The sequence below is a fragment of the Serratia sp. GW822-FHT06E05 genome, assembly GCF_058799445.1.
In genome coordinates, this window is record NZ_JBXALM010000001.1 from 495,673 (window position 1) to 519,504 (window position 23,832).

22 protein-coding genes are annotated in these 23,832 nt (G+C 55.9%); 12 read left to right on the forward strand and 10 right to left on the reverse strand.

What is annotated here, in order from left to right; all coding sequences use genetic code 11:
• The first annotated feature begins 18 nt into the window (after window positions 1-18).
• The 3 genes from AC1RKC_RS02175 to ydfG all read left to right on the forward strand — a co-directional run bounded on the left by AC1RKC_RS02175 (window position 19) and on the right by ydfG (window position 3,007).
• The gene (locus AC1RKC_RS02175) at window positions 19-1,461 is read left to right on the forward strand and encodes an MFS transporter (protein ID WP_046373640.1); all 1,443 of its coding nucleotides are present in this window, start codon (window positions 19-21) and stop codon (window positions 1,459-1,461) included.
• A gap of 97 nt (window positions 1,462-1,558) precedes the next feature.
• Window positions 1,559-2,080: a GNAT family N-acetyltransferase gene (locus tag AC1RKC_RS02180; protein ID WP_041414537.1), complete on the forward strand. Its 522-nt coding sequence runs from the start codon at window positions 1,559-1,561 to the stop codon at window positions 2,078-2,080.
• A gap of 177 nt (window positions 2,081-2,257) precedes the next feature.
• Window positions 2,258-3,007 (forward strand): bifunctional NADP-dependent 3-hydroxy acid dehydrogenase/3-hydroxypropionate dehydrogenase YdfG, encoded by a 750-nt coding sequence (gene ydfG, locus AC1RKC_RS02185; RefSeq protein WP_115058896.1) that lies wholly within the window; start codon window positions 2,258-2,260, stop codon window positions 3,005-3,007.
• Between the two features lie 35 nt (window positions 3,008-3,042).
• Here ydfG and AC1RKC_RS02190 read toward each other — a convergent pair whose 3' ends face one another.
• Window positions 3,043-3,369, reverse strand: coding sequence for a YnfA family protein (locus AC1RKC_RS02190; protein WP_020826763.1), 327 nt, complete (start codon window positions 3,367-3,369; stop codon window positions 3,043-3,045).
• Between the two features lie 148 nt (window positions 3,370-3,517).
• Here AC1RKC_RS02190 and AC1RKC_RS02195 point away from each other — a divergent pair, with 148 nt between their 5' ends.
• Both AC1RKC_RS02195 and AC1RKC_RS02200 read left to right on the forward strand, forming a co-directional pair.
• Complete coding sequence (locus tag AC1RKC_RS02195) at window positions 3,518-3,886, forward strand: DUF1283 family protein (protein WP_261107532.1); 369 nt, start codon at window positions 3,518-3,520, stop codon at window positions 3,884-3,886.
• Window positions 3,887-3,974: 88 nt separating this feature from the next.
• On the forward strand, window positions 3,975-4,274 hold the full coding sequence (locus AC1RKC_RS02200) for a DUF1161 domain-containing protein (protein ID WP_020826761.1): 300 nt from the start codon (window positions 3,975-3,977) through the stop codon (window positions 4,272-4,274).
• A gap of 33 nt (window positions 4,275-4,307) precedes the next feature.
• Here the strand turns inward: AC1RKC_RS02200 and AC1RKC_RS02205 are convergent, their stop codons facing one another.
• Window positions 4,308-5,795 carry an MDR family MFS transporter gene (locus AC1RKC_RS02205; RefSeq protein ID WP_116690545.1) on the reverse strand — a complete coding sequence of 496 codons (1,488 nt, stop codon included), beginning with the start codon at window positions 5,793-5,795 and terminating at the stop codon, window positions 4,308-4,310.
• 274 nt (window positions 5,796-6,069) lie between these two features.
• Between AC1RKC_RS02205 and clcB the strand changes: the two genes are divergently transcribed.
• Window positions 6,070-7,350 (forward strand): voltage-gated ClC-type chloride channel ClcB, encoded by a 1,281-nt coding sequence (clcB, locus tag AC1RKC_RS02210; protein WP_046373643.1) that lies wholly within the window; start codon window positions 6,070-6,072, stop codon window positions 7,348-7,350.
• Here the strand turns inward: clcB and bioD are convergent.
• The 3 genes from bioD to AC1RKC_RS02225 form a co-directional block, all read right to left on the reverse strand.
• Window positions 7,347-8,018 carry a dethiobiotin synthase gene (bioD, locus tag AC1RKC_RS02215; RefSeq protein WP_020826758.1) on the reverse strand — a complete coding sequence of 224 codons (672 nt, stop codon included), beginning with the start codon at window positions 8,016-8,018 and terminating at the stop codon, window positions 7,347-7,349. The two genes, clcB and bioD, sit on opposite strands and share 4 nt — an antisense overlap.
• A gap of 152 nt (window positions 8,019-8,170) precedes the next feature.
• A complete protein-coding gene (mlc, locus tag AC1RKC_RS02220) occupies window positions 8,171-9,388 on the reverse strand; it encodes a sugar metabolism global transcriptional regulator Mlc (RefSeq protein ID WP_020826757.1) in 1,218 nt (405 codons plus the stop codon).
• Window positions 9,389-9,547: 159 nt separating this feature from the next.
• The gene (locus AC1RKC_RS02225; RefSeq protein ID WP_046373645.1) at window positions 9,548-10,438 is read right to left on the reverse strand and encodes a LysR family transcriptional regulator; all 891 of its coding nucleotides are present in this window, start codon (window positions 10,436-10,438) and stop codon (window positions 9,548-9,550) included.
• 129 nt (window positions 10,439-10,567) lie between these two features.
• Between AC1RKC_RS02225 and AC1RKC_RS02230 the strand changes: the two genes are divergently transcribed.
• Both AC1RKC_RS02230 and tus read left to right on the forward strand, forming a co-directional pair.
• Complete coding sequence (locus tag AC1RKC_RS02230) at window positions 10,568-11,833, forward strand: MFS transporter (protein WP_493092262.1); 1,266 nt, start codon at window positions 10,568-10,570, stop codon at window positions 11,831-11,833.
• A gap of 150 nt (window positions 11,834-11,983) precedes the next feature.
• Window positions 11,984-12,922: a DNA replication terminus site-binding protein gene (tus, locus tag AC1RKC_RS02235; RefSeq protein WP_128864958.1), complete on the forward strand. Its 939-nt coding sequence runs from the start codon at window positions 11,984-11,986 to the stop codon at window positions 12,920-12,922.
• On the opposite strand, the gene AC1RKC_RS02240 is transcribed toward tus, so the two are convergent.
• From AC1RKC_RS02240 to AC1RKC_RS02255, 4 genes are all read right to left on the reverse strand, one after another.
• On the reverse strand, window positions 12,912-13,280 hold the full coding sequence (locus AC1RKC_RS02240) for a VOC family protein (protein WP_493092170.1): 369 nt from the start codon (window positions 13,278-13,280) through the stop codon (window positions 12,912-12,914). The genes tus and AC1RKC_RS02240 overlap by 11 nt on opposite strands.
• Window positions 13,281-13,369: 89 nt before the next feature.
• A complete protein-coding gene (locus tag AC1RKC_RS02245; RefSeq protein ID WP_187962821.1) occupies window positions 13,370-14,059 on the reverse strand; it encodes a helix-turn-helix transcriptional regulator in 690 nt (229 codons plus the stop codon).
• A 58-nt stretch (window positions 14,060-14,117) separates the two neighbouring features.
• Window positions 14,118-15,515, reverse strand: coding sequence for a class II fumarate hydratase (fumC, locus tag AC1RKC_RS02250; RefSeq protein WP_116690548.1), 1,398 nt, complete (start codon window positions 15,513-15,515; stop codon window positions 14,118-14,120).
• 261 nt (window positions 15,516-15,776) lie between these two features.
• Window positions 15,777-16,130: a hypothetical protein gene (locus AC1RKC_RS02255; RefSeq protein ID WP_493092169.1), complete on the reverse strand. Its 354-nt coding sequence runs from the start codon at window positions 16,128-16,130 to the stop codon at window positions 15,777-15,779.
• Between the two features lie 525 nt (window positions 16,131-16,655).
• On the opposite strand from AC1RKC_RS02255, the gene manA reads away from it, so the two are divergent.
• The 3 genes from manA to AC1RKC_RS02270 all read left to right on the forward strand — a co-directional run bounded on the left by manA (window position 16,656) and on the right by AC1RKC_RS02270 (window position 21,349).
• On the forward strand, window positions 16,656-17,834 hold the full coding sequence (gene manA, locus AC1RKC_RS02260) for a mannose-6-phosphate isomerase (protein ID WP_308531310.1): 1,179 nt from the start codon (window positions 16,656-16,658) through the stop codon (window positions 17,832-17,834).
• Window positions 17,835-17,975: 141 nt separating this feature from the next.
• Window positions 17,976-19,475 (forward strand): YdgA family protein, encoded by a 1,500-nt coding sequence (locus AC1RKC_RS02265; RefSeq protein WP_493092168.1) that lies wholly within the window; start codon window positions 17,976-17,978, stop codon window positions 19,473-19,475.
• A gap of 362 nt (window positions 19,476-19,837) precedes the next feature.
• Window positions 19,838-21,349: a YdgA family protein gene (locus tag AC1RKC_RS02270; protein WP_493092167.1), complete on the forward strand. Its 1,512-nt coding sequence runs from the start codon at window positions 19,838-19,840 to the stop codon at window positions 21,347-21,349.
• A 199-nt stretch (window positions 21,350-21,548) separates the two neighbouring features.
• Here AC1RKC_RS02270 and AC1RKC_RS02275 read toward each other — a convergent pair whose 3' ends face one another.
• Window positions 21,549-22,715 carry a serine hydrolase domain-containing protein gene (locus AC1RKC_RS02275; protein WP_493092166.1) on the reverse strand — a complete coding sequence of 389 codons (1,167 nt, stop codon included), beginning with the start codon at window positions 22,713-22,715 and terminating at the stop codon, window positions 21,549-21,551.
• Between the two features lie 101 nt (window positions 22,716-22,816).
• Between AC1RKC_RS02275 and AC1RKC_RS02280 the strand changes: the two genes are divergently transcribed.
• Window positions 22,817-23,746 (forward strand): LysR family transcriptional regulator, encoded by a 930-nt coding sequence (locus AC1RKC_RS02280; protein WP_493092165.1) that lies wholly within the window; start codon window positions 22,817-22,819, stop codon window positions 23,744-23,746.
• Window positions 23,747-23,832 lie beyond the last annotated feature (86 nt).

Genomic DNA, 23,832 nt, shown 5'->3' on the forward strand with positions numbered 1-23,832 from the left:
CGTCCGGCGTGCTTTGCCATGAGTTTCTTTTCACGCGCCACTGCGCTGCCACTGCTGGTGGCGGGTGCCTTTTTTATGGAAAACCTCGACGGGACAGTGATCGTCACCGCCATGCCGCAGATGGCGGCGGCTTTCGGCGTGCGACCGGTGGACATGAACATCGGTATTTCGGCCTATATTCTGACGCTGACGGTATTTATTCCTGCCAGCGGCTGGATTGCCAACCGCTTTGGCGCGCGCAATATCTTCGCGGCGGCAGTGCTGATTTTTACCCTGGCATCGGTGCTCTGTGCCGCCAGCGTTAACCTGCCGACGTTTACTGCTGCCCGAATTCTGCAGGGCTTCGGCGGAGCGTTGATGGTGCCGGTCGGGCGCCTGGTGGTGCTGCGCAATACCGCCAAACCCGATTTAATCAAAGCCATCGCCACCATTACCTGGCCGGGCCTGGTGGCCCCGATCCTCGGCCCGCCGGTCGGGGGATTTATTACCACTTACGCCTCGTGGCACTGGATTTTTATTCTGAACGTGCCGCTGGGCATCGCCGCACTGTGGCTGGCCTGGCGACTGATCCCTCAGGAAGCGCCGCAGAAAGGCGTTCCCTTTGACGCCCTCGGCTTCGTGCTGACCGGCATTGCCTGCTTCGGCCTGATGTTCGGTTTGGATCTGATCAACCATCCGCAATTGTCCTGGCTGGTACCCGCGTTGTGCATTTTTGGCAGCCTGGCACTGGGTGCACTGGCGGTTCGCCATGCCAAGCGTGCGGCACATCCTTTAATCAACCTGTGGGCGATGCGGATAAAAAGTTACGCCGTCACGATTTGGGGCGGTACGCTGTTCCGCATCGCCATTGGCGCCGTGCCCTTCTTGCTGCCGCTATTGTTCCAGATTGGGTTTGGCCTTAACGCCTTCGATGCCGGGCTGTTGGTGCTGGCGGTGTTCGCCGGCAATCTGGTGATGAAGCCCTTTACCTCGGCGGTGCTGTACCGTTTTCGCTTCCGTACTACGCTGGTGGTGAACGGTTTGCTCAATGCCGCTACCATTTTCGCCTGTGCGTTGTTGACGCCGCAGACGCCGACCTGGCTGATTTTGGGGCTGCTGTTCGTCAGTGGACTGACGCGCTCCATGCAGTTCACTGCGCTCAACACGTTAGCATTTTCCGAAGTGCCGCAGCCGCAAATGAACGGCGCCAATACGTTGTTTAATGTCTCGCAGCAAATGGGCAGCGGGCTGGGTATCGCCATCGGCGCGTTGGCACTGCGCCTGGCGGAAATGCTGATGCCGCAGTCCACAGCGCGCATTCCATTGGTCGATTTCCAACTGGCGTTTGTAGTCATCGGCGTTATCGCGCTGCTGGCGGTGATTGACAGCTTTACCCTGGATCCGAACGCCGGCAGTGAGGTACGCCAGCGAAAACCGACGGCCGAACCTTTGCCGCTCTCGCCTCAGCGATTGCAGAAATAAGTCGCATCTGTCGCCAATCAACGTAATATCGATGATCCGCCCCGTTTCACCGGTGCGGATTTTTTGCCGTTTTGGCCTGAAAAGCGAGGTAATAATAATGATCCACAGTGACCTTTCTCAGTGCCGCGTGAACACCGACCGGTTGTTGATTGCCCCTTTTACCGCAGCAGATGCCGACGATGTTTACCAGGCGATTACCCCTACACTGACGCGCTTTATGAATTTTGAGCCTGAAGAGTCGCCGGAGGCCTTCGCCAACGTTTGGCAAACCTGGCTGCCGCTGATCCGCGAAGGTGAGGAGCTGATTTTCGTCGCTCGCCTGCGCGACAGCAAAGAGTTTGTCGGCATGGGCGGCCTGCATGACTTGCACAACACCACCCCGGAGCTGGGTATCTGGGTAAAAGAGAGCCTGCACGGTAACGGCTACGGCCGCGAAATCGTTCATGCCATGGCGGTGTGGGCCAGCGAGCGCTACCGGCCGCGTCACTTTATCTATCCGGTGGCAGAACAAAACACCCCCAGCCGACGCATCGCCGAATCTCTGGGCGGCGTAGTGGCAGGCCGACGCGAAAATACCAAATATGACTGCGTGGTGTACCACGTACCGCCTCAGCTGTAGCTGCATTGCAGAACGGGCACTTTCAGCCCGGCTTGCATAACCCTCTGACCAAAAAACCGCCCGTCTGGCAGCAGCGATGGCGGTTTTTTTATGTCGACGCCGATAACCACTGCCACTTAAACCGGGATTATGCTAATGCTATTAGCATGTGGTTAAAAACAGTTGAGGAACAGTAGCATGATCATTTTTGTCACGGGCGCCACCTCAGGGTTTGGTGAGTCCATCACACGACGTTTTATCCGCGAAGGCCATCAGGTGATCGCCTCCGGCCGCCGTATTGAACGTCTGGAAGAGTTGAAAGACGAATTGGGCGAGGCGCTGCATATCGTCCGTCTGGACGTACGTAATCGCGCGGCAATTCAGCAGGTGATTGATGAGCTGCCTGCGGCACTGCGCCAGATTGACGTGCTGGTGAACAACGCCGGCCTGGCGTTAGGTTTGGAGCCTGCGCACAAGGCCAACGCCGATGATTGGGAAACCATGATCGACACCAATGCCAAAGGCCTGGTGAACATGACCCGCGCCCTGCTGCCGGCAATGGTTGAACGCAACGTCGGCCATGTGATCAATATCGGCTCCGTTGCTGCCAACTGGCCCTATGCCGGCGGTAACGTCTACGGCGCGACCAAGGCCTTCGTCAAGCAATTCAGCCTCGGCCTGCGCGCCGACCTGCACGGCACCCGCATCCGCGTAACCGACATTGAGCCAGGCCTGGTGGGCGGCACGGAATTCTCTAACGTGCGCTTCAAAGGCGATGACGGCAAGGTGGATAAGGTCTACGACGGCGCCAATGCGTTGACGCCGGAAGATATTGCCGAGTCGGTGTTCTGGGTGGCGACTCTGCCGCCCCACGTTAACATCAACTCGCTGGAGATCATGCCGGTCAGCCAATCCTTTGCCGGATTGAATATCCACCGCGAAGCGTGATTTTATGCGGCAGGGCCAGCCCCTGCCGCCGCTTGTCAGGCCGCTCGCCAGCCCGAAACAATAATCAGCATCCCCGCCAGCGCCACCCCGGCGCCCAGCCAGTCCAACGCCGACAGTTTCACCCCATCAACCACCCGCAGCCACAACAGTGCCGTCGCAACGTAGACTCCGCCATACGCCGCATATACGCGCCCGCTGGCTGCAGGATGCAGCGTCAATAACCAAACAAACAGCATCAGGCTGGCCGCCGCCGGCAGCAGCAGCCAGGCGCTGGCGCCCTTTTTCAACCACAGATAAGGTAAGAAACAGCCGACGATCTCAGCCAGCGCAGTGGCGAAAAATAACAGGGTGGTCTTTAACATGGGGAAAGCTTTCTCTCTGTAAAGTAAACGATGCGGCGCTTAATTGGTGCACTCCAAGAGCAGGATGGTATATTTATCAGCACGCCCGAGGGCGCGTTAAAGCCAGTGCTGCCGCTATCAGGCAACACTAACTCATAAGGATGAAACGATGAAAACACTTTCTACTCAACGACTGCTGCGCGGGATGCTGCCGGTCGCCATGCTGATGCTGATGAGCGCCTGGCAGGCACCGGCACTGGCCGCCAGTTGCACTCAGGGCAGCACCTGCGTGACCGTCGACGGCAGTAACAGCGGCGCCATGAGTACCGAAGCGGCTCGTCAGAGCAAAGAACAGTTCAACGACACCAAATCCCTGCGCCATAAGGTCAACACCCGCGTGGAGAAAGAGTTCGACAAGGTAGACAAGGCGATTGATAACGAAGACCGCTGCAACGACAGCCTGAACGTTAATGCATATTGGGAACCCAATACTCGCAAGTGTCTGGATCGTCAGACCGGTCGTCAGATTAATCCTTAATCTTGCGGCAGCACGCGGCGGCCGTTACTCTCCGCCGCCGTTGCTGCTATTCTGACTAAGGAAGCCCATTCTCAAAAAGGACGAATTGATGAAAAAAGCGCTTATCTTGGGTGCAGTGCTGATGGCCGCAGCCCCCCTGGCCGCCCTGGCCTCGTGCGAGAGCGTGAAGGCGGACATTTCGCAGAAAATTATCAACAACGGCGTGCCGGAATCCGGCTTCAAGCTGGATATCGTGCCTAACGATCAGGCCCAACAGGCCGGCGGGCTGGTGGTTGGCCACTGCGAGAACGACACCCAAAAGATTGTATATACTCGCCTGAGCAACGGCGACGACAGCGGTGACGCGGCCCAGACCGGCACCAGTCAAGATACCAAAACCGCACAGTAATTCTGATCCAGGGCGCTATCAGCGCCCTTTCCTTTAGGCTTGTTCCGCCTCTTCTCCCTCACCCTGCGGCCGATGCCGGGCGGGGATCAACATCGCAGCCGCCAATGCCAACAGTGAAATGATGGCGGAGACCAAAAATACCCAATGCAGTGAGGCGGCAACCTGCTGCGTCATCTCTGCCAGCATTTCCGACCCCATTGCGCCACGCGTAGCCGGCTCCATCAGCTGTTGGACCGGATCGGTCGTTTGCGGCAGACGCACCTGAAGGTTAATGTTCAGCGTGGCCCCCAAAATCGCGGTGCCGATCGCCGAGCCCATCATACGGGTAAACACCGTGCAGGCAGTGGCGATGCCACGGATGCTGTGGTGCGCGGCGTTCTGCACCGAAACCAAAAACGTGGTGTTGCACAGCCCCATACCGGCGCCGATCATAAAGGCGGCCACTCTGCCCCACAGCAAACCGCCGCTCGGTTGCATCAGCAATAAGATCAGCCCGCCGGCCACCAGCAACAGCGCGCCCAGCAGCGCCGTCGTACGGTAGGACGTCATCAGCATCAGCCGTCCGCTGAAGGTGCTGGCCAGCGGCCAGCCAATCGACATCAGCGCCAGCGTGGTACCGGCTTCCAGCGGTGTCCCGCCCATCACGCCCTGAATAAAGGTCGGCAGGAAAGCGCTGATCCCCATCATCGCCGCACCAATCACCAGACCGCCAATATTGCCGGCCACAATCACCCGGCTTTGCCACAGCGCCAGCGGGAACAATGGCTCCGGCGCACGGCGCTCCTGTCGAACCAACAACATCAGCGCAACGGCCGCCAAGCCCAACAGGGGCAGCACCCACCACCCGAGGTTTTCGGCCTGCAGCAGCGACAACAACAGCGCCGAAACAAACAGCGTCAGCCAAGCCGTGCCCGCCAGATCCAACGCATGCTTACGTAGCTGTTGGTGAGAAGGCAAATAGCGGCCAAGGAAAAACATCGCCAACAGGCCAATGGGTAAATTAACCCAGAACACCAACGCCCAAGGCAGATGCTGGACGATAAACGCGCCCAGCAGCGGGCCAACGATCGCCGAAACACCCCAGACGCTGGACAGATAACCCATTACCTTCGGCCGTTCGGTGGCGCTGTAAACATCCCCGATGATGGTGGTGGCTATCGGCATAATCGCCCCGGCCCCCAGGCCCTGCAGCAGCCGAAAACCGATCAGCCAGTACATATTGGGTGAGAAACCACACAGTACCGAGCCCAGCAAAAACAGCGTGGCGCCAAAGAAAAATACCCGCTTGCGCCCGAGGAAGTCCGCCAGCCGGCCATAAATCGGAATGGTAATGGCCTGCGCCAATAAATACACTGCAAACACCCAGCCCAGCAGAGAAAACCCGCCCAGATCGCCGATAATTGTGGGCATCGCCGTGGCGACAATCGTCGCCTCAATGGCTGACATAAACATCGCCAACATGCAGGCAATCAGGATCAACGGACGATGAGGGAGTGGCGCTGGGGCTTCGTTATTTGTCATAGCGTGATTACAAACCTTGGATTCTCATTTTCATCCCATTATATCAGCCCGACGAGTCGCTGCCGTTACCGCTGTCTAGTTAGCTGTTTTCGCTGGCGAAAAACGCACCATTTGAACTTCAAGTGACATCGTCACAAAAATCAGGGTGAATCCCTGCCACCCCGCTAAACCATGAGCCCTCCGCCAATTCTGCAAAGATTCACTGGCCTTCGGCTGACACGGCAAGCACAATACTCCGCTGAACCTTTCATTTTTCTCCTGATTTTACTGACGCATGAAACGATGGGTCCACCTGCACCACTATCGCGCCCTGCTGCGCCGCCTGTTTATTGCCATCTTTCTTGGTATCGCCGCCGCGTTGGTGGTTTGGCTGTTTCACCGTGCGATGCTGGGCCTGGAATGGCTGTTGCTCGACCATGAGAGCGGCAGCCTTGTCGCTGCCGCCTCAGCTTTACCGGCCTGGCGAAGGGCGCTGACCCCGGCGTTAGGCGGCCTGGCGGCGGGCACGCTGCTGTGGGTTTACCAACGCTATCAACATCAACGACAGATAGCGCCAACCGATTATATGGAAGCGATCGAAACCGGCGACGGGCGGCTGGACGTCAGTGCCAGTCTGGTGAAATGCCTGGCTTCGCTGCTGGTGGTCTCCAGCGGCAGCGCCATCGGTCGCGAAGGTGCGATGATCCTGCTGGCCGCGCTGGTGGGTTCCGTGTTTGCTCAACGCTTCACCCACGAGAAAGAATGGAAACTGTGGGTCGCCTGCGCCGCGGCTGCCGGGATGGCCAGCGCTTACCACGCCCCGTTGGCAGGCAGCCTGTTTATTGCGGAAATCCTGTTTGGCACGCTGATGCTGGCCTCGCTGGGCCCGGTGGTGATTGCCGCCGTTTGCGCACTGTTGATGACCAACTTGCTTAACGGTGGCCAGGCGCCACTGTATCTGGTTGAGCCTCTGCCCGCCCCCTGGCCGGTGCAATATCTGCTGATGGCGCTACTGGGCGTATTGGCCGGCATTTGCGGCCCGCTATTTTTATGGGCGATGCAGGCCACCGGCCATGCTTTCCGTTCGCTGCGCCTGAAGCCCCCTTTGCAATTGGCGCTCGGCGGGTTGATCGTGGGGTTGCTTTCGCTGCTGTTTCCTGAGGTGTGGGGCAATGGCTACAGCGTGGTGCAGTCACTGCTCAGTGCGCCGCCCGGCGTATTGCTGGTTGGCGCCATTCTGATTTGTAAACTGTTGGCGGTGCTCGCCAGCAGCGGTTCCGGAGCGCCCGGCGGCGTATTCACGCCAACGTTGTTTGTCGGGGCCGCTCTGGGTTCGGTGGTTGGGCAACTGTGCGCCACCTGGCCGGAACTGGGCAGCGCGGTGCCGCTGCTGATGGCGCTGACCGGTATGGCCACGCTGCTGGCCGCAACCACCCACGCGCCGATCATGGCTGCGTTGATGGTGTTCGAAATGACCGGTGAATATACCCTGCTGCCGGGCATTTTGCTGGCCTGCGTGATCGCCACTACCGTTTCACGGGGTTTGCGCTCGGTGTCGGTCTATCACAACGCCTAGCGGTTCAGCAGCGGTGAGATATCCAGGTAATGCGCCAATTCACGCTGCTCAGCCCGCGGCAGATAAGGAATTTCACCCAGCAACGGCGCAGGAATGCGCTGCTGCAACGCGTCGATGGTTTCGGCATAGTGCGCCAGCCCCGGGTTAATGCGGTTAGCCACCCAGCCCAGCAAAGGTAAGCCGTCATTAATGATCGACTGAGCCGTTAACAACGCATGGCTGACACAGCCCAATTTAATCCCCACCACTAAAACTACCGGCAGTTGCTCCTGCACCACCCATTCGGCATAAGGCCGCATGTCGTTCATCAGCACGCGCCAGCCGCCACTGCCCTCGACCACCACGGTATCGGCCTTGGCGGATAGATGCTGCAGTCCGCTGCTCATCACACCATAGTTGATATCGTCGGTAGGTTGCGCGTGAAACACTTCTTCCAGACAGGTGATGGGATTAATTTCCTGATATGACAGCGGCAGAGTTGAAGAGGCCTGCAGAACCAAAGCGTCTTTATTGCGAAGGCCTTCACTGGTTTCCTGACAGCGTGCGGCAACCGGCTTGTAGCCGGCCACTGAGCGGCCCTGTGCGGCAAAGGCCTGCAACAAAGCGCGAGAAACCACGGTTTTACCGACATCGGTATCCGTTCCTGTTACAAATAAACGCGTTAACATGACTTAATTGCCCCGAGATACACCGTTAACCAAAATATCGCCGGGTTTACGGCGAAAGAGTAGAACGGGGAAAAGTCTAGAGGATGCCGACAGGCACGGGCTTGAGGTAGCGCAACATTTTGGCGTTAAACGATAAGTATTCCTGATTGGTGTTAGCCTTGCAGCAACTGAACCAATAGCGAACCGTTGTATAACGCTTCTTTCACCAAAGCCGCACCGGGCATGGTGCCTTTGTTGAAGAACTGGGTGGACTCCACCTTAATATGCTCGCTGTAAGCCGGCAAAGATTGCTGACGAATGCAGGAGGCAATGGCCGGGTGCAGAATTTCCGCCGCGCGGTTTAGCGGGGAGCCGACCAGGATTTTTTCCGGATTGAACAGGTTGACCATGATAGCCAGGATACGGCCTACGCTGTGGCCCACGCCAAGGATGATATCTTTGGCCAGTTGGTCGCCTGCCAGCGCTGCATCACACAGCGATTCGACCGTCAGCGGCATGCCGTGCAGGCTGGAACTCATCGAGGTGCCGAGCCGCGTGCGGGCGATTTCCAACATATTCTCGATACTGGCTACGGTTTCCAGGCAGCCGTGGTTGCCGCAGTAACAGCGTTTGCCGTAAGGGTCGACCTGGGTATGACCAATCTCTACCACACTGCGGCTACCGGCATGCAGCACCCGACCACCGGTGATGACGCCGGCGCCGACGTTATGATCGATCACCACCTGAATGACGTTTTGACTGCCGCGTGAAGCGCCGTATAAGGCTTCGGCCATGGTCCAGGCGCTGATGTCGTGCTGCAGATACACCGGCAGACCGGTGCGCGTTTCCAACGCCGGCCCCAAGGGCATATCTTCCACGTCGTAAAACGGCATGCGATGCACCACGCCGGAAATCGCATCCACCATCCCCGGTAAAGTAATGGCAATGGCCGTCAACCGCTCAAGCTTGCTTTGATGGCGGATAAAGAACTGATCGACTTCGGTCAGAATGCGTTTCAGCAGCGGATCGGGGTGTTCGGCGGCCAGGGGGAGGATTTCCTCAACTACCAGCTTGCTGCTGATATCACGCAGCGCCAGCGTGATGGTGCCACGGCTGATGCGGGCAGAAAGGTAATGCCAGGCTTCGGTGTCCAGCACCAGACCCACCGCCGGGCGGCCGCGGCTGCCTACTTCCTGATATTCGGTTTCTTTAACCAGATGGGCTTCCAACAGCTCCCGCACGATTTTGGTGATGCTGGCGGGCGCCAGCTGTGCTCGCTTTGACAGTTCGATGCGCGAAATTGGGCCCAGTTGATCGATTAACCGATAAACTGCCCCTGCATTTGTTTGCTTGATTTGATCAATATGCCCAGGCTGCCCAACAGCAATCACAAACCTGCTCCTACTATTTTTCGCGCTTCTAAATAAAGACTATCGGCTATGGTGGGGCTTTTGGAATACAGCGTCAACTATTTGATTCGTTATGTGATTTGCTGCACAAATTCACCCTGCTTTCGCTACGGATTGTGTTTTATTTACCCAGTTGCTCCGTCAGGGCAACAGTAACGCCATCAAGGATTTTGCTGCCGCCGTCAACGGCCGTTGACGATGGTGCACCAGCCACACTTCAGTCATCGCCTCCGGCTCCGCCAGCGGCAAATATTGTACTCCATCGATTTTGACCCGTGCGAAAGACGCCGGAAGTATAGAGATACCCAGGCCAGAAGACACCAGGCCAATGATGGTCATCGCCTCACCAACCTCCTGAGTGATATAGGGCGTGATCCCCGCCTTGGCCAGCAGCGACAAAATTTCGTCATGCAACGCGGTTCCCACCTCACGCGAGAAAAACACAAAGGGTTCTTCCGCCAGATGCTGGAAACGCAAGGTACCGGAAGCCACCTGGGTTAGCGGATGCCCTTCCGGCACCACCGCCACCAGAGGCTCACATAGCAGAAGTTGATGTTTCAACACGTCCGGCAAGCGGGTGTTACGCATCACGCCCAGATCGAGCTCGCCATTGAGCAAGGGTTCGATCTGCTGCTTGGTGTTCACTTCTCGCATCTTGATGTGCACCTGCGGGTGTTGCTGACGGAAAGCCCGCAGGCTGCGCGACACTACGCTGATAAAGGGTGCCGAAGAGGTGAAACCAATGGTCAGTTCGCCAAGTTCGCCGCGTTCCAATCGCGCTGCCTTTTCCGCCGCACGACTGACCTGATCGAGCACCTGATAGGCTTCTTTCAGGAACATCTCCCCCGCCTGAGTCAGGCTGACATTGCGGTTATTACGCGCCAAAAGGCGAGCGCCAACCATTTCCTCCAGCGCCTGGATTTGTTGGCTGAGCGGCGGTTGTGAAATACGCAGCCGCTCCGCTGCACGGCCAAAATGCAACTCTTCCGCCACGGCGATAAAATAACGCAGATGCCTCAACTCAATATTCATACTTTAAACGTCTTAATTTTAATTATTAATATATTAGACAAAAAACTGCCCTCTCCCTATCATTTTGTTAACTCATCAAGTGTTGTGTAAGGAAAGACTGTGACAACCCCTGTGCGTTCTGCGGCCGGTATGCCGTCGACGCTGGCCGCTAACGACGACGCGGCTGCTGCGCCAAAAACCCAACGTTCCACTCTTAACAAACTTCCCTACATCGAGCGCGGTACGCCGCAGTTTATGCGCGTGACCCTGGCGCTGTTTTCCGCCGGACTGGCTACCTTCGCCTTGCTGTATTGCGTGCAACCGATTCTGCCGGTTTTGTCGCAAGACTTTGGCATATCCCCGGCGGAAAGCAGCCTGTCGCTGTCGGTGTCTACCGGATTGCTGGCCCTGGGCCTGATGTTTACCGGCCCGCTGTCTGACGCCATCGGCCGTAAACCGGTGATGGTTGTGGCGCTGCTGCTGGCGGCAATTTGTACCCTGATTTGCGCCTTTATGACCAGTTGGCAAGGCATTCTGCTAATGCGTGCGCTGATCGGGCTTTCCCTGAGCGGAGTCGCCGCCGTTGGCATGACCTATTTGAGCGAAGAGATCCACCCCAGTTTTGTCGCTTTTTCCATGGGGCTGTATATCAGCGGGAATTCCATCGGCGGCATGAGCGGCCGATTGGTCACCGGTGTGCTGACCGACTTCTTTTCCTGGCGTGTGTCACTGGCGGTGATCGGGCTATTCGCTCTGGCCGCCGCCTGCATGTTCTGGCGTATTTTACCCGCTTCAAAACATTTTCGTGCCAGTTCGTTGCACCCACGCACCCTGCTGATCAACTTCCGTCTGCACTGGCACGATAAAGGCCTGCCGCTGCTGTTTGCCGAAGGCTTTCTGCTGATGGGCAGCTTTGTCACCATGTTCAACTATATTGGTTACCGCCTGCTGGCTGATCCTTACCACCTGAGCCAGGCGATTGTCGGCCTGTTGTCGGTGGTCTATCTGACCGGTTCATACAGTTCGCCGAAGGCCGGTGCCATGACGTCCCGCTTCGGCCGCGGGCCAGTGTTATTGGCTTCGACCCTGATTATGCTGATCGGGATACTGATTACTGCCCTGGCCCCGGTCGCGGTGATTTTTATCGGCATGATGCTGTTCACCGCCGGTTTCTTTGCCGCCCATTCGGTTGCCAGCAGTTGGATCGGACGTCGCGCCCGCCGCGCCAAAGGACAAGCATCCTCGCTGTATTTATTCTGCTATTACGTTGGTTCCAGCGTCGCCGGGACCCTCGGCGGTGTTTTCTGGCACAGCTTCGGTTGGAATGGCGTCGTAGCATTTATCAGCGTCATGTTGCTACTCGCCCTGCTGGTCGTGCATTACCTGAAAAAACTGCCGGAAGCAGCTCGCGTTTAACCCTCCCTCCCCTGTACCCACGGGTGCAGGGGGCCTTAACCCCTCTGGTTAGCCTGGACCACTCGGTGTCTCATTCCTCACCTTAGCCGATGCTGCCCTTCCGTTTGTCGTCCCCTTAATGTATGTTGTAACTAAAATGAGAGGTGCCAGATGGATAAATACGATTTAATTGGCAGGATGAATGGTTGTTTTAACCAACTGGAACAGGCGCTGACAGCCCTCCACCAGCAGGTATTACCGTTACGTTTGTTAGCCGGCAGGGTGTTCAGCCTACCGGAAATCGAGAAAGGCAAAGAGCATGCGACGGTAGAACAGATTGCCGTCGAGCAGCATGTCGGCCAGGCCGCTCGCGACCTGGCGCTGGAGCATTATCAGCGGTTATTTATCCATCACAATAAACACAACGTCAGCAGCAAGGCGGCGGTACGCCTGCCCGGCGTTATTTGCCTGGCGGTAGAGCAGCCGGAATACCTGCAGATCCAGACGCAAATTGGCCTGATAAACCGGCTGAAAGCCGAGCTGGAACAGATTATTACCGTCGATTCCGGCCTGGCGCCGGAGCAACGCTTTGACTTCGTTCATACTCATCTGCACGGCCTGATTACTCTTAGCGCCTACCGTAGTTTGACCGTTGTGACGGATCCGGACTCGGTTCGTTTCGGTTGGGCCAACAAGCATATTATCAAGAACGTAAAGCGCGACGATATTCTGGCGCAACTGGAAAAGAGCCTGAAAGCCGGCCGAGCGGTACCGCCACATAACCGTGAACAGTGGGCAGAACTGGTCAGCCGTGAAATCGATGATGTCAGTCGCCTGCCCCAGCATGCGGCGCTGAAAATCAAGCGGCCAGTGAAAGTACAACCCATTGCCCGGGTATGGTATCAGCCGCAGCAAAAACAGGTGCAGCACCCCTGCCCGCTGCCGCTGATTGCGCTATGCCAGGTGGAACATGGCGCCCAGGTGCCGAAGATTGGCGAGTTGCTCAATTACGACGCGGCGACGGTCAAACATAAATATAAGCCGGACGCTAAGCCGTTGAGGTTGCTGATCAAACGGCTCCACCTGTATACCGACGCTCCTACTCGCTGAGGCTGTAAACCCGCAGACGGTGGCCGTCAGGATCGGTGGCGACGAAGCTATGACCGAAGTCCAGCGTCACCGGCGGCTGAATGATATTCAGCCCCCGATCGCGCCACTGCTGATAAAGCGCATCCACCTGCTGCGGCAATTCGCACAGAAAACCGAGTTCTCCGCCGCCACCGGTCACCGTCGCGCCAGGCTGCACGGTATGCTTCGACCACATCGCCAATTTAAGGCCGTTACTCAACACAAACAGCGCAAAAGTGGGCGAAAGCTCCACCGGCTCCTGCCCCAGTAACTGACGGTAGAAGATGGCGCTTTTTTCTGGGTTATCGACATAGATAAGGGTCATATTTGGGGTTGTCATCGCATTAACCTTTGGGTGAGGGAACCGGCTGGCTCCCGAGACCTTAAGACTAAGCGCCCCTACTGACAGTTTTTGGCAGCAGCGTGGGATTACTGCGTAGGGATGCCCTGCGATTGATGCCACTCTTTCATCAGCAGGCGGCGCCCCCGTGGATAGCGTTGCGCCAGCGGCGTAGCCAGCCGGATACGATCGAGACGAAAATGGCGGAATGACTGACGCAGTTCGCACCAGGCCACCAGCATCCTCGCCTGCTCAAAATAACCGAGGGCAAAAGGCCAGAGGATACGCTCGCTTTCATTGCCGTCGTTATCGCAGTAATGCACCTCGAGCTTGCGTTCCTGGCGAATGACTTCGCGGATCAACACCAGGGTTTCGTCCGCCACCTTGATCAAATCCAAGGGACCAATCAATAACGTGCTGGCCTCTAGCTCGTCGCGTAATGCTGCAGGCAGCACGTCGGCAATTTTTACCAGGGCATTATTGGCCGCTTCGGCTAACTGACTGTCACCCCGGCGGCCTACCCAGCGCATGCCCAACACCAGTGCTTCAATTTCCTGCTGTGAGAACATCATCGGCGGCAGCATAAACCCCGGCCGCAGCACATATCCCACGCCCGCCTCCCCAACAATCTCGGCTCCCTGCTGCTGCAAGGTGGCAATATCGCGGTACAGCGTGCGCATGCTGATATTCATTTCCTGCGCCAACGCGTGGCCGGCGACCGGGTAGCGATGCCGTCGCAGTATTTGCATCAGATCGAGTAGACGCTCGGTGCGTGACATGCATTTTCTCCATAAAAAAGGCTTACCTCAGTAAGCCTTTTACAAGCCGAGCAATCAATTACTTCTTCATACTGCCAACCATGTCTTCCGGACGTACCCACAGGTCGAACTGCTCTTCGGTCAGGTAGCCCAGCTTCAGCGCGGAGGCTTTCAGCGTCAGGCCTTCCTTATGCGCTTTCTTGGCAATTTCGGCCGCCTTGTCATAGCCGATATGCGTGTTCAGCGCGGTAACCAGCATCAGCGACTCATTCAGCAACTGGCTGATACGATCGCGATTAGGTTCAATGCCCACAGCACAATGCTCATTAAAGCCCTGCATGCCGTCAGCCAGCAGGCGGATCGACTGCAGATAGTTGTGGATCACCATAGGCCGGAACACGTTTAGCTCAAAGTTACCGGAGGCGCCACCAATATTGACCGCCACATCATTACCCAGCACCTGAGCACACAGCATGGTCATCGCTTCACACTGGGTTGGGTTGACCTTGCCCGGCATAATGGAACTGCCCGGCTCGTTTTCGGGGATCGCGATCTCGCCAATGCCGCAACGTGGGCCAGAAGATAGCCAGCGCACGTCATTGGCAATTTTCATCAGCGAAGCCGCCAGCCCTTTCAACGCGCCGTGGCCGTGCACCAGTGCATCGCAGGTAGCCAGCGCTTCAAATTTGTTAGGGGCGGTGACAAACGGCTGCCGGGTCAGATCAGCCAAAGCCTTGGCTACGCGAACCGCGTATTCCGGATGAGTATTCAAACCGGTGCCCACAGCGGTGCCGCCCAGCGCCAGTTCGCAAATATGTGGAATGCTGGCTTCAATATGCTGCAGGTTGTGCGCCAACATCGCCGCCCAGCCGGAAATCTCCTGCCCCAGCGTCAGCGGCGTGGCATCCTGTAAATGGGTGCGGCCAATTTTGACGATATCGCGATAGGCTTCCGCTTTGTCGCTCAGCGTTTTATGCAGTACTTTCAGCTCGGGGATCAGGTGTTCGCGCACGGCGATCACCGCCGCCACGTGCATCGCAGTCGGAAACACGTCGTTGGAACTTTGGCTCTTGTTAACGTCGTCGTTCGGATGGACTCGCCGCTCTTCCCCACGCACGCCACCCAATAGCTCGCTGGCGCGGTTGGCCAGCACTTCATTCATATTCATGTTGGTCTGGGTACCGGAGCCGGTTTGCCAGATAGACAGCGGGAACTCGTTCGTATGCTGGTCCGCCAGCACTTCATCGGCGGCGCTGATAATGGCGTTGGCCCGCTCCGCAGGCAGCAGCCCCAGGTCCATGTTGACGCTGGCAGCGGCGCGTTTGGTCAATGCCAGCGCATGAATCAACGCGGTCGGCATCTTTTCGGAAGAAATGCGGAAGTGCTCCAGGGAACGCTGCGTTTGTGCGCCCCATAGCCGGTCGGCCGGCACTTCGATGGGTCCCATAGAGTCTTTTTCAATACGAACGGCTGCCATCACTATCTCCTTAGTACAATTCCTAAAAATGTACGATTACGCCAGCGCGCGCGAGGCCGCCGGCACACCCATCCAGTATAGTGACATAATAACTATTCGCATTAAGAGAGTTGCCTCACAGCATTTTTCCTCCATTGTCATGGTTATTGTGCGGGTTTTATTTTCTGGCAACACGTCCTTGCCTTTTTCATCGACCAATTGAATATTAACAATAGAAAAAGCGCCGTCTGGCGCTCTCTTTATTAATTTCTCACGAGGGAATTAATGGTGATGTTGATTATAAGCATTAATTCTTTGGTCCTGCAGATGATTGATTTCATCGTAGGCATCCTGACGTTCATTATGGCGGTAAACGCCCACCCCCACCGCACCGACCGCGGCGGCAACCGGGTGGGCGACCGGTGCTGAAGTTACTACGGGCGCCGTTGTCACCACCACCGGAGCCGGCGCAACAACCACCGGGCGCGGTACGACTACCACCGGGCGAGGTACGACTACCACCGGGCGAGGTGCGACGACAACCGGGCGGACACCGTAGCCGTAAGCATGGGTCACCACCACGGCCGCATTGGCACCGGAAGTACACATCAGCAGAACCAGCAAAATTTTTTTCATTAGCGCCTCGGCGTTAGGAATAATCGGAGAATCATTTTATTGGCCTGCACTGTATAGCGGTGCTACAGGTTAATTTAAGCCATTTGTGTGGTTGGCAATTTAAACGGAGTCATTATGGTGATAGAGATATTCAGCAGGTAATAATTTGCGTCAAAAAACACAGCTTGAAATATAACGAACAAATAAAGCCAAAAATAACATTTATTTTTGCGCTCACGCCGTCTGAAATTTTGTTATTGCCACCGTCAACTTGCCCACAAACGAAAATGGCGTTTTTTAAGCCGTTCAGGCCAATGTTCAATGATATCTGGAGGGTGACAGAGGTCGTTATCTCGTTATACTTTACCCACCCTGAGCTGCGGCCCGGCGCGAATACCTTATACCGCCGACCACTGCGCCACTTGTTTGATCGCGCACCATTTTGTCACCCTCTTTCGGGTGTAGGATAAGACGCACCAAATTTGTTTGTTTTACAGTCAGCCAATTACCGTCACCTGGCGGCGAATGCAAAGGACGTTTATCAAAATGCAAAAAATGACCAACGCAGTGCAAAACTATGCATGGGGCAGCCACGACGCGTTAACCCAGCTGTATGGCATTGCCAACCCACAAGGACTGCCGATGGCGGAACTGTGGATGGGGGCTCACCCGAAGAGCAGCTCTCGCGTAGCCGGTACCGACGGTAATTTGCGCCCGCTGCGCGATGTTATTGATGAAGATCAGCCTAAGCAGCTGGGTGCCGAAGTCGCACGTCGTTTCGGCGAGCTGCCGTTCTTGTTCAAAGTGCTGTGCGCCGATCAGCCGTTGTCGATTCAGGTGCATCCAAGCAAATCCGCCGCCGTAGCGGGCTTCGCCAAAGAGAACGCGGCCGGCATTCCGTTGGATGCTGCCGAGCGTAATTACAAGGATCCCAATCATAAGCCGGAACTTGTATTTGCCCTGACGCCTTTCCTGGCGATGAATGGCTTCCGCGAACTGTCCGACATTGTTTCCCTGCTGCAGCCGATCGCCGGTGCACACCACGATATCGCCGCCTTCCTGCAGCAACCGGATGTCAGCCATCTGTCCGCTCTGTTTGCCAGCCTGCTGGCGATGAGCGGCGAGCAGAAATCGCTGTCGCTGGGGGTGTTGAAAGCCGCGCTGAATAACCAACAGGGGGAAACCTGGGACACGGTGCGCTTCATTGCCGGTTTCTATCCGGATGACAGCGGTCTGTTCTCGCCGCTGCTGCTGAACGTGGTGCAGTTGCAACCTGGCGAAGCGATGTTCCTGTATGCCGAAACACCACACGCTTACCTGAAAGGGGTGGCGCTGGAAGTGATGGCCAACTCGGACAACGTGCTGCGCGCCGGTCTGACGCCAAAATTCATCGATATCCCAGAACTGCTGGCCAACCTGCAGTTCCGCCCGCAACCAGCCTCAGGGCTGCTGACCCAGCCGCAAAAGCGCGGTGACGAACTGTTCTTCCCGATCCCGGTAGAGGACTTCGCCTTCTCGCTGCACGATCTTTCCGCCGCTCCACAAGCATTGGCGCAAGATAGCGCGGCAATTGTTTTCTGCGTTGAGGGTGAAGCAGTACTGAGTAAACAGGATCAGCAACTGGTGCTTAAGCCCGGTGAATCCTGCTTTATCGGCGCTTTCGAATCGCCGGTCAGCGTTAGCGGTACCGGTCGAATCGCGCGTGTTTATAATCTGTTGGCGTAAACACTCGGTAAATTTCCGCAAATTAGTTGCTGAAAGAGTAGCTTACCTTCACAATTAAACGCCTGCGGGCGTTTTTTTGTTGGCCCAAATTTGCCCATCCATCTGCGAGAGACAGATGGCTTAATAAGGATGAACAGAACTATGAAAAAATCGTTAGTCGCTGTTAGCGTCATTGTGGTTCTTGGCGCGGCATGGACCGGGGCTTCCTGGTACACCGGCAAACTGATCGAACAACGGATGGGTGAAGTGGTTGATAACGCCAACAGCCAGCTGAAAGCCTATCTGCCGAAAGCCGGCGTTAAACTGGGTTATGAAAATTACCAACGCGGTATTTTCAGCAGTAAAATTCGCTATGTGCTGCGCGCCGACGGCAGCGTCACTACCGACGACGCTCCACTGAAGCCGGGTGACGAAGTGGCGTTCCAGGAAACCATCGACCATGGTCCGTTCCCGTTTGCTCAATTGAAAAAATTCAACCTGCTGCCAAGCATGGCGTCAGTGCATACCGAACTGGAAAACACCCCGGCGACCAAAGGCCTGTTTGATATCACCAAGGGCAAGTCGCTGTTTACGGCGGAGTCGCGTATTTCCTACAGTGGCGACACCTCCTCCGCCATTGACGTGATCCCGCTGGATTATCAAAAAGACAAGTCGGGGCTGAAATTCGGCGGTGCGACCATTAATGCCGATGTGTCACGCGACATGAAAGCCATCACCCTGGACGCCAACAGCGACAGCGCGGTGATCAGCGGCCCGAACCAGTTTGGTCAGACCGAACAGGTTCAGTTGCTGGGTGTATCACTGAAGAGCCAGACCCATGCCGGGCAGTTCGATCTCAGCCTGGGTAATCAGAACCTGGTGTTGAAACAGATTAAGGTTGCCGTTGACGGTAAAGACACCCTGTTGTTGGACGGCTTTAAGCTGGCGAGCCAATTTGGCGAAAAAGACAGTAACCTGAACGGTCAAATTGATTACACCATCGATTCGCTGAAGGTGCAGAACAGCGACTTCGGCTCCGGCAAGCTGTTGCTGAAAATCGACAAACTGGATGCCAAATCACTGAAAGAGTTCGCCGACCGTTACAACCAGCAGGCGATGGCCATGCTGCAACAGGCGCAAACTATGGATCCGGTGGCTTACCAACAGCAGACCACCGACATCTTGCTGCAGAACCTGCCGCTGCTGTTGAAGGGCAATCCGTCCATCAGCATCGCGCCACTGAGCTGGAAAAACAGCAAGGGTGAAAGCACCTTTACGTTGAATCTGGATCTGACCGATCCAGCGCAGGCCGGCTCCCCGGCAGAATCTCCGGACCAGTTGATTGCTCGCTCGGTGAAAAAGATCGACGCCAACCTGAGTATTCCGGTAGCGATGGCGACGGAAACCACTTCCCAAACGGCCTTACTGCAAGGCTACAGTGCCGAAGAGTCGCAAAAACTGGCGGAACAACAGGTGCAAGGGTTAGCAGCCATGGGCCAGATGTTCAAACTGACCACCCTGAAAGAGGGTGTGATCGGCAGTAGCTTCCACTACGCTGATAACCAGGTTGATCTGAACGGCAACAAAATGTCGCTGCAGGAATTCATCGGTATGTTCGGCCTGTTGGGCGCCCCGGCGGAAGACAGCGCACCGGCACAATAAACGCAAATTTACACCCAGGGGTTCGGCTTGCCGAGCCCCTTTTTATTTCCCCATGCTTACCTCGATTCATTACTTTTATTTTTCGCGCTGCGCTCGTCAAATATACTACCGCGGGCAATTGCAACCTTCAGTGCATGCTATTCAGCAATTAACCCACGTATTGACGGTTAAGCCGCACTGATTAAATCACGGTTGTTTATCATCTGTTGATATTCCCTCTCGCCAGTCCAACGAAAATTGATTGCTGAAAGAGTGGGCTACGCACACAATTAAAAGGTTGTGGGCATTCTTTGTTGGCCCCGACTTGCCTATATATCTGTTTGGAACAGATGGCTCAATTTAATTTAAGGATGAATAAAACCATGAAAAAATCGCTAGTCGCGTTAAGTACTATTGTGGTTCTTGGCGCAGCATGGACCGGGGCCTCCTGGTACACCGGCAAACTGATCGAACAGCGGATGGGTGAAGTGGTTGATAACGCCAACAGCCAGCTGAAAACCTACCTGCCGAAAGCCGGTATTAAACTAGATTACGAAAATTACCAGCGCGGTATTTTCAGCAGTAAAATTCGTTATGTACTCCACCCCGATGACGCTCCGCTGAAAACGGGTGACGAAGTGGCATTCCAGGAAACTATCGACCATGGTCCCTTCCCGTTTACTCAGTTGAAGAAATTAAACCTGCTGCCAAGCATGGCATCGGTGCATACCGAACTGGAAAACACCCCGGCGACCAATGGCCTGTTTGATATCACCAAAGGCAAGTCGCTGTTCACCGCGGAGTCGCGTATTTCTTACAGTGGCGATATCTCCTCCACCATTGATGTGATCCCGCTGGATTACCAAAAAGACAAGTCGGCGTTGATTTTCGCTGGCGCGACCATCAACGCCGATATATCCCGCGACATGAAAGCCATCACCCTGGACGCCAACAGTGGCAGCGTGATAATCCGTGGCCCGAACCAACTGGGTCAGGCCACTGAGACTCAATTCCTGGGCACTACGCTAAAAAGCCAGACCCATACCGGGCAGTTCGATATCAGCCTGGGCAACCTAAACCTGATGTTGAAACAGATTAAGGTTGCTGTTGACGGTAAAGACACCCTGTTGCTGGGCGGTTTTAAGTTGGCGAGCCAGTTAGATGAAAAGGACGGCAACCTGAAAGGTCAAGTTGATTACAGCATGGATACGCTGAAGGTTAAGAACAGCGACTTTGGCTCCGGCAAACTGTCGGTGAAAATCGACAAACTGGATGCCAAATCACTGAAAGAGTTCGTCGACCGTTACAACCAGCAGGCGATGACCATGTTGCAACAGGCGCAAACTATGGATCCGACTGCTTATCAACAGCAGAGAACCGACATCCTGCTGCAAAACCTGCCGCTGCTGTGGAAGGGCAATCCGTCGATTAGCATTGCACCGCTAAGCTGGAAAAACAGCAAGGGTGAAAGCACCTTTACACTGAATCTGGATCTGGATCTGACCGATCCGGCGCAGGCCGGTTCGCCGGCAACATCGATGGAGAAGTTGATTACCCGCACGGTAAAAAGATTCGACTTAAACCTAAGCATTCCGGTAGCAATGGCGACGGAAACCGCGGCGCAATTGACATTATCGCAAGGCTACAGTGCCGAAGAGTCGCAGAAACTGGCGCAACAACAGGTGCAAGGGTTGGCGACCATGGGCCAAATATTTAAACTGACCACCCTGAAAGAGGGTGTGATCGGCAGTCGCTTTCACTACGCCGATAACCAGGTTGATCTGAACGGCAACAAAATGTCGCTGCAGGAATTCATCGGTATGTTTGGCCAGTTTGGCGCACCAGTCGAAGATGGTGCACCGGCACAGGACGCGGTACCCGCCCCTGCACAGTAAAAGCTAATTCACGCTCAAGGGGCCAGACGATTCGGGCCTCTTTTTTATCCCCGTCCGCTATTTCCTGCTTTGCCTTTCTTTCCTGCCTGGCGTTAATCGTCATCATCGACAGTGGCGCATTGGTCAGGCAATATCGGTTTATACGCGATCAGCCGCGCCGAAACCGCAGCCTTCCTTCATAGGGTTAAGCAGGAGATGCTTAGCGAGTAGGTTCGTTTGTCCCGTAAACAGCATCGCGGATTTGCAGTGGATAACGTCCACTCATGCCTTCAAAGGCCGTATTGGTCAAGGCTACCACGCTGATCGCCGCTTGCGGATCGTAAAACCAACTGTGGCCATAGACACCGCCCCACTGCAGAGTGCCATTGTGCTGAGGCGTCGCCGCCAACTGCGCATCTTCCAGTACCGCACCGCCGAAACCAAACCCCCAGCCGGGCCCCTGAGTCTCGGCGTGCGACCCGACATGCGCTTGACGCATCAGCGCTGCGGTGGCCGGCTGTAAAATGCCTTCCTTGCCAGTGCGCAAGGTTTCCACCAACTGCAACACGTCGTCTGCATCGCCAACCATGCCAGCGCCGCCAGAAGGATAGGCCTGAGCGTCCAGTGCGCGCGAGGGTGCCAGTTCAATCTCGAAGCCGAACCCTTCCGGCAGGGTCAGCAACATGCCATCTCGTATAGGTTCCGGCTCCGCGGCGGTGTCGTGATACGCCGTTGCCAGATTATCGACATCGGTGGTGTAAAAACCGGTATTACGCAACCCCAAAGGTTGGGCAACCCAATGGTTGAACACCTGCGGCAAGGGCTCGCCCGCCACCTGTTCCAGCACCGCCCCCAGCACATCGATTGCCAGTGAATATCGAAACTCGCTGCCCGGCTCGGCCAACAGATCCGCCTGCGCCAACAGGCGCAGATTCTGTTCCAGCGTTAACGACGACAGTTCCATACCGTCTTTAATACCGAGTCGATGATACGGTCCTTCCGCAGGTTGGCTCAAACGATAATCCAGGCCGGCAGTGTGGCTCAACAAGTGACGGATTTTAATTGGCGGGCGAACCCCATCGGCCAGCACCGGGGTAAACCACGGCAACCAACGGCTGACGGTATCATCCAGCCCCAGCTTCTGCTGTTCGATCATACGCATGGCCGCCAGCGTAATATAAGGCTTGGACACCGACGACAGCCGAAATTGGGTCTCACGCCTCATAGGCTTCTTCTGTTCACGATCGGCATAGCCGCTGGCATTGGCGTAAACCACGCGACCGTGCCTAGCGACCAGCACCACGCTGCCAACGATACGCCCTTCATCAATCGCCTGTTGGCTAACGCCCTGCACTCTTTTTGCTAATGACTGATCCGCTATCGACATGTTTTGTTGCTCTCTGAGGATGATGAAATCAGTCTAAAGCGATTATTATAAAATTAAATGCCACATTTCTTAACGGATCATTAAGCAGGAATTACTGATAGATGAGCTCACTGTTGCAGCTGCTGCCGTTTTTCGAGGCCGTCGCCCGATTGGGCAGTTTTACTCAGGCAGCCAATCAATTGGGCGTCACGCCTCCGGCTGTCTCGCAAAACATTCAGGCGTTGGAAACCCGCCTGGGCGTACGGTTGTTCAACCGCACCAGCCGCTCCGTGCGGCTAAGCGATGAAGGCCGCTTGTTTTATCAACGGGTGGCTCCGGCTATGGGTCAGATTGACGTGGCGGCCGAAGATCTGCGAACTTTGCGCGGCCGCCCTTCCGGGCTGTTACGCATCACTCTGCCACAGTTGGCGGCTTCGCTGCTGGTTATCCCGCATTTGGCCGAGTTTCAGGCGCGTTACCCCGAGATCCAGCTTGAGCTGTTTACCGACGACCATTTCTCCGATCTGGTGCTGGACAGCTTTGATGCCGGTATCCGCATGCACGCCATGCTGCAAAAAGACATGATTGCGGTCCCCATCGACAACGGTCAGAAACGGGTGGTGATCGCCGCCCCCGGCTATTTGGCGCAGCACGGCACGCCGCAAACACCGCAAGCGCTGAGCGATCACGACTGTCTGCGTTACCGCTTTCCCGGCAGCGGTAAATTCGAACCCTGGTACTTCAAGCAGGATGGCGCGCAGCTGACGCTGGAGGTCGGCGGCAGCCTGATATTTAACGAAGACAGATTGATTAAAGATGCCGCGCTGGCGGGATTGGGCATCACCCAGCGGTTTATCGGCACGGTACACCGTGAACTGACCAGTGGGCAACTGGTGGAAGTTCTGGCCGATTACGGCAGCGATGCTCCCGGATTTTTCCTCTATTTTCCCGCCAGTCGGCACATGCCGCTCAAGCTGCGCGTGTTTATTGATTTTATGCGCGAAAAACGAGCGCAACAGTCTCCTTTCGAAAAAAGCCTTAGCGCCCCCTGAGTCTTTCTTGGAAGCACCGTGACAGAAAATGACATAACAAACTGATAAATACAGATATATCTTCTTAGGCTATTCGATAAATAACC

Excerpts from the sequence above, each read along its gene's own strand:
- AC1RKC_RS02175 (WP_046373640.1), top strand. The coding sequence starts at position 19 with ATGAGTTTCTTTTCACGCGCCACTGCGCTGCCACTGCTGGTGGCGGGT.
- AC1RKC_RS02180 (WP_041414537.1), top strand. The coding sequence starts at position 1,559 with ATGATCCACAGTGACCTTTCTCAGTGCCGCGTGAACACCGACCGGTTG.
- ydfG (WP_115058896.1), top strand. The coding sequence starts at position 2,258 with ATGATCATTTTTGTCACGGGCGCCACCTCAGGGTTTGGTGAGTCCATC.
- AC1RKC_RS02190 (WP_020826763.1), bottom strand. The coding sequence starts at position 3,369 with ATGTTAAAGACCACCCTGTTATTTTTCGCCACTGCGCTGGCTGAGATC.
- AC1RKC_RS02195 (WP_261107532.1), top strand. The coding sequence starts at position 3,518 with ATGAAAACACTTTCTACTCAACGACTGCTGCGCGGGATGCTGCCGGTC.
- AC1RKC_RS02200 (WP_020826761.1), top strand. The coding sequence starts at position 3,975 with ATGAAAAAAGCGCTTATCTTGGGTGCAGTGCTGATGGCCGCAGCCCCC.
- AC1RKC_RS02205 (WP_116690545.1), bottom strand. The coding sequence starts at position 5,795 with ATGACAAATAACGAAGCCCCAGCGCCACTCCCTCATCGTCCGTTGATC.
- clcB (WP_046373643.1), top strand. The coding sequence starts at position 6,070 with ATGAAACGATGGGTCCACCTGCACCACTATCGCGCCCTGCTGCGCCGC.
- bioD (WP_020826758.1), bottom strand. The coding sequence starts at position 8,018 with ATGTTAACGCGTTTATTTGTAACAGGAACGGATACCGATGTCGGTAAA.
- AC1RKC_RS02225 (WP_046373645.1), bottom strand. The coding sequence starts at position 10,438 with ATGAATATTGAGTTGAGGCATCTGCGTTATTTTATCGCCGTGGCGGAA.
- AC1RKC_RS02230 (WP_493092262.1), top strand. The coding sequence starts at position 10,568 with ATGCCGTCGACGCTGGCCGCTAACGACGACGCGGCTGCTGCGCCAAAA.
- tus (WP_128864958.1), top strand. The coding sequence starts at position 11,984 with ATGGATAAATACGATTTAATTGGCAGGATGAATGGTTGTTTTAACCAA.
- AC1RKC_RS02240 (WP_493092170.1), bottom strand. The coding sequence starts at position 13,280 with ATGACAACCCCAAATATGACCCTTATCTATGTCGATAACCCAGAAAAA.
- AC1RKC_RS02245 (WP_187962821.1), bottom strand. The coding sequence starts at position 14,059 with ATGTCACGCACCGAGCGTCTACTCGATCTGATGCAAATACTGCGACGG.
- fumC (WP_116690548.1), bottom strand. The coding sequence starts at position 15,515 with ATGGCAGCCGTTCGTATTGAAAAAGACTCTATGGGACCCATCGAAGTG.
- AC1RKC_RS02255 (WP_493092169.1), bottom strand. The coding sequence starts at position 16,130 with ATGAAAAAAATTTTGCTGGTTCTGCTGATGTGTACTTCCGGTGCCAAT.
- manA (WP_308531310.1), top strand. The coding sequence starts at position 16,656 with ATGCAAAAAATGACCAACGCAGTGCAAAACTATGCATGGGGCAGCCAC.
- AC1RKC_RS02265 (WP_493092168.1), top strand. The coding sequence starts at position 17,976 with ATGAAAAAATCGTTAGTCGCTGTTAGCGTCATTGTGGTTCTTGGCGCG.
- AC1RKC_RS02270 (WP_493092167.1), top strand. The coding sequence starts at position 19,838 with ATGAAAAAATCGCTAGTCGCGTTAAGTACTATTGTGGTTCTTGGCGCA.
- AC1RKC_RS02275 (WP_493092166.1), bottom strand. The coding sequence starts at position 22,715 with ATGTCGATAGCGGATCAGTCATTAGCAAAAAGAGTGCAGGGCGTTAGC.
- AC1RKC_RS02280 (WP_493092165.1), top strand. The coding sequence starts at position 22,817 with ATGAGCTCACTGTTGCAGCTGCTGCCGTTTTTCGAGGCCGTCGCCCGA.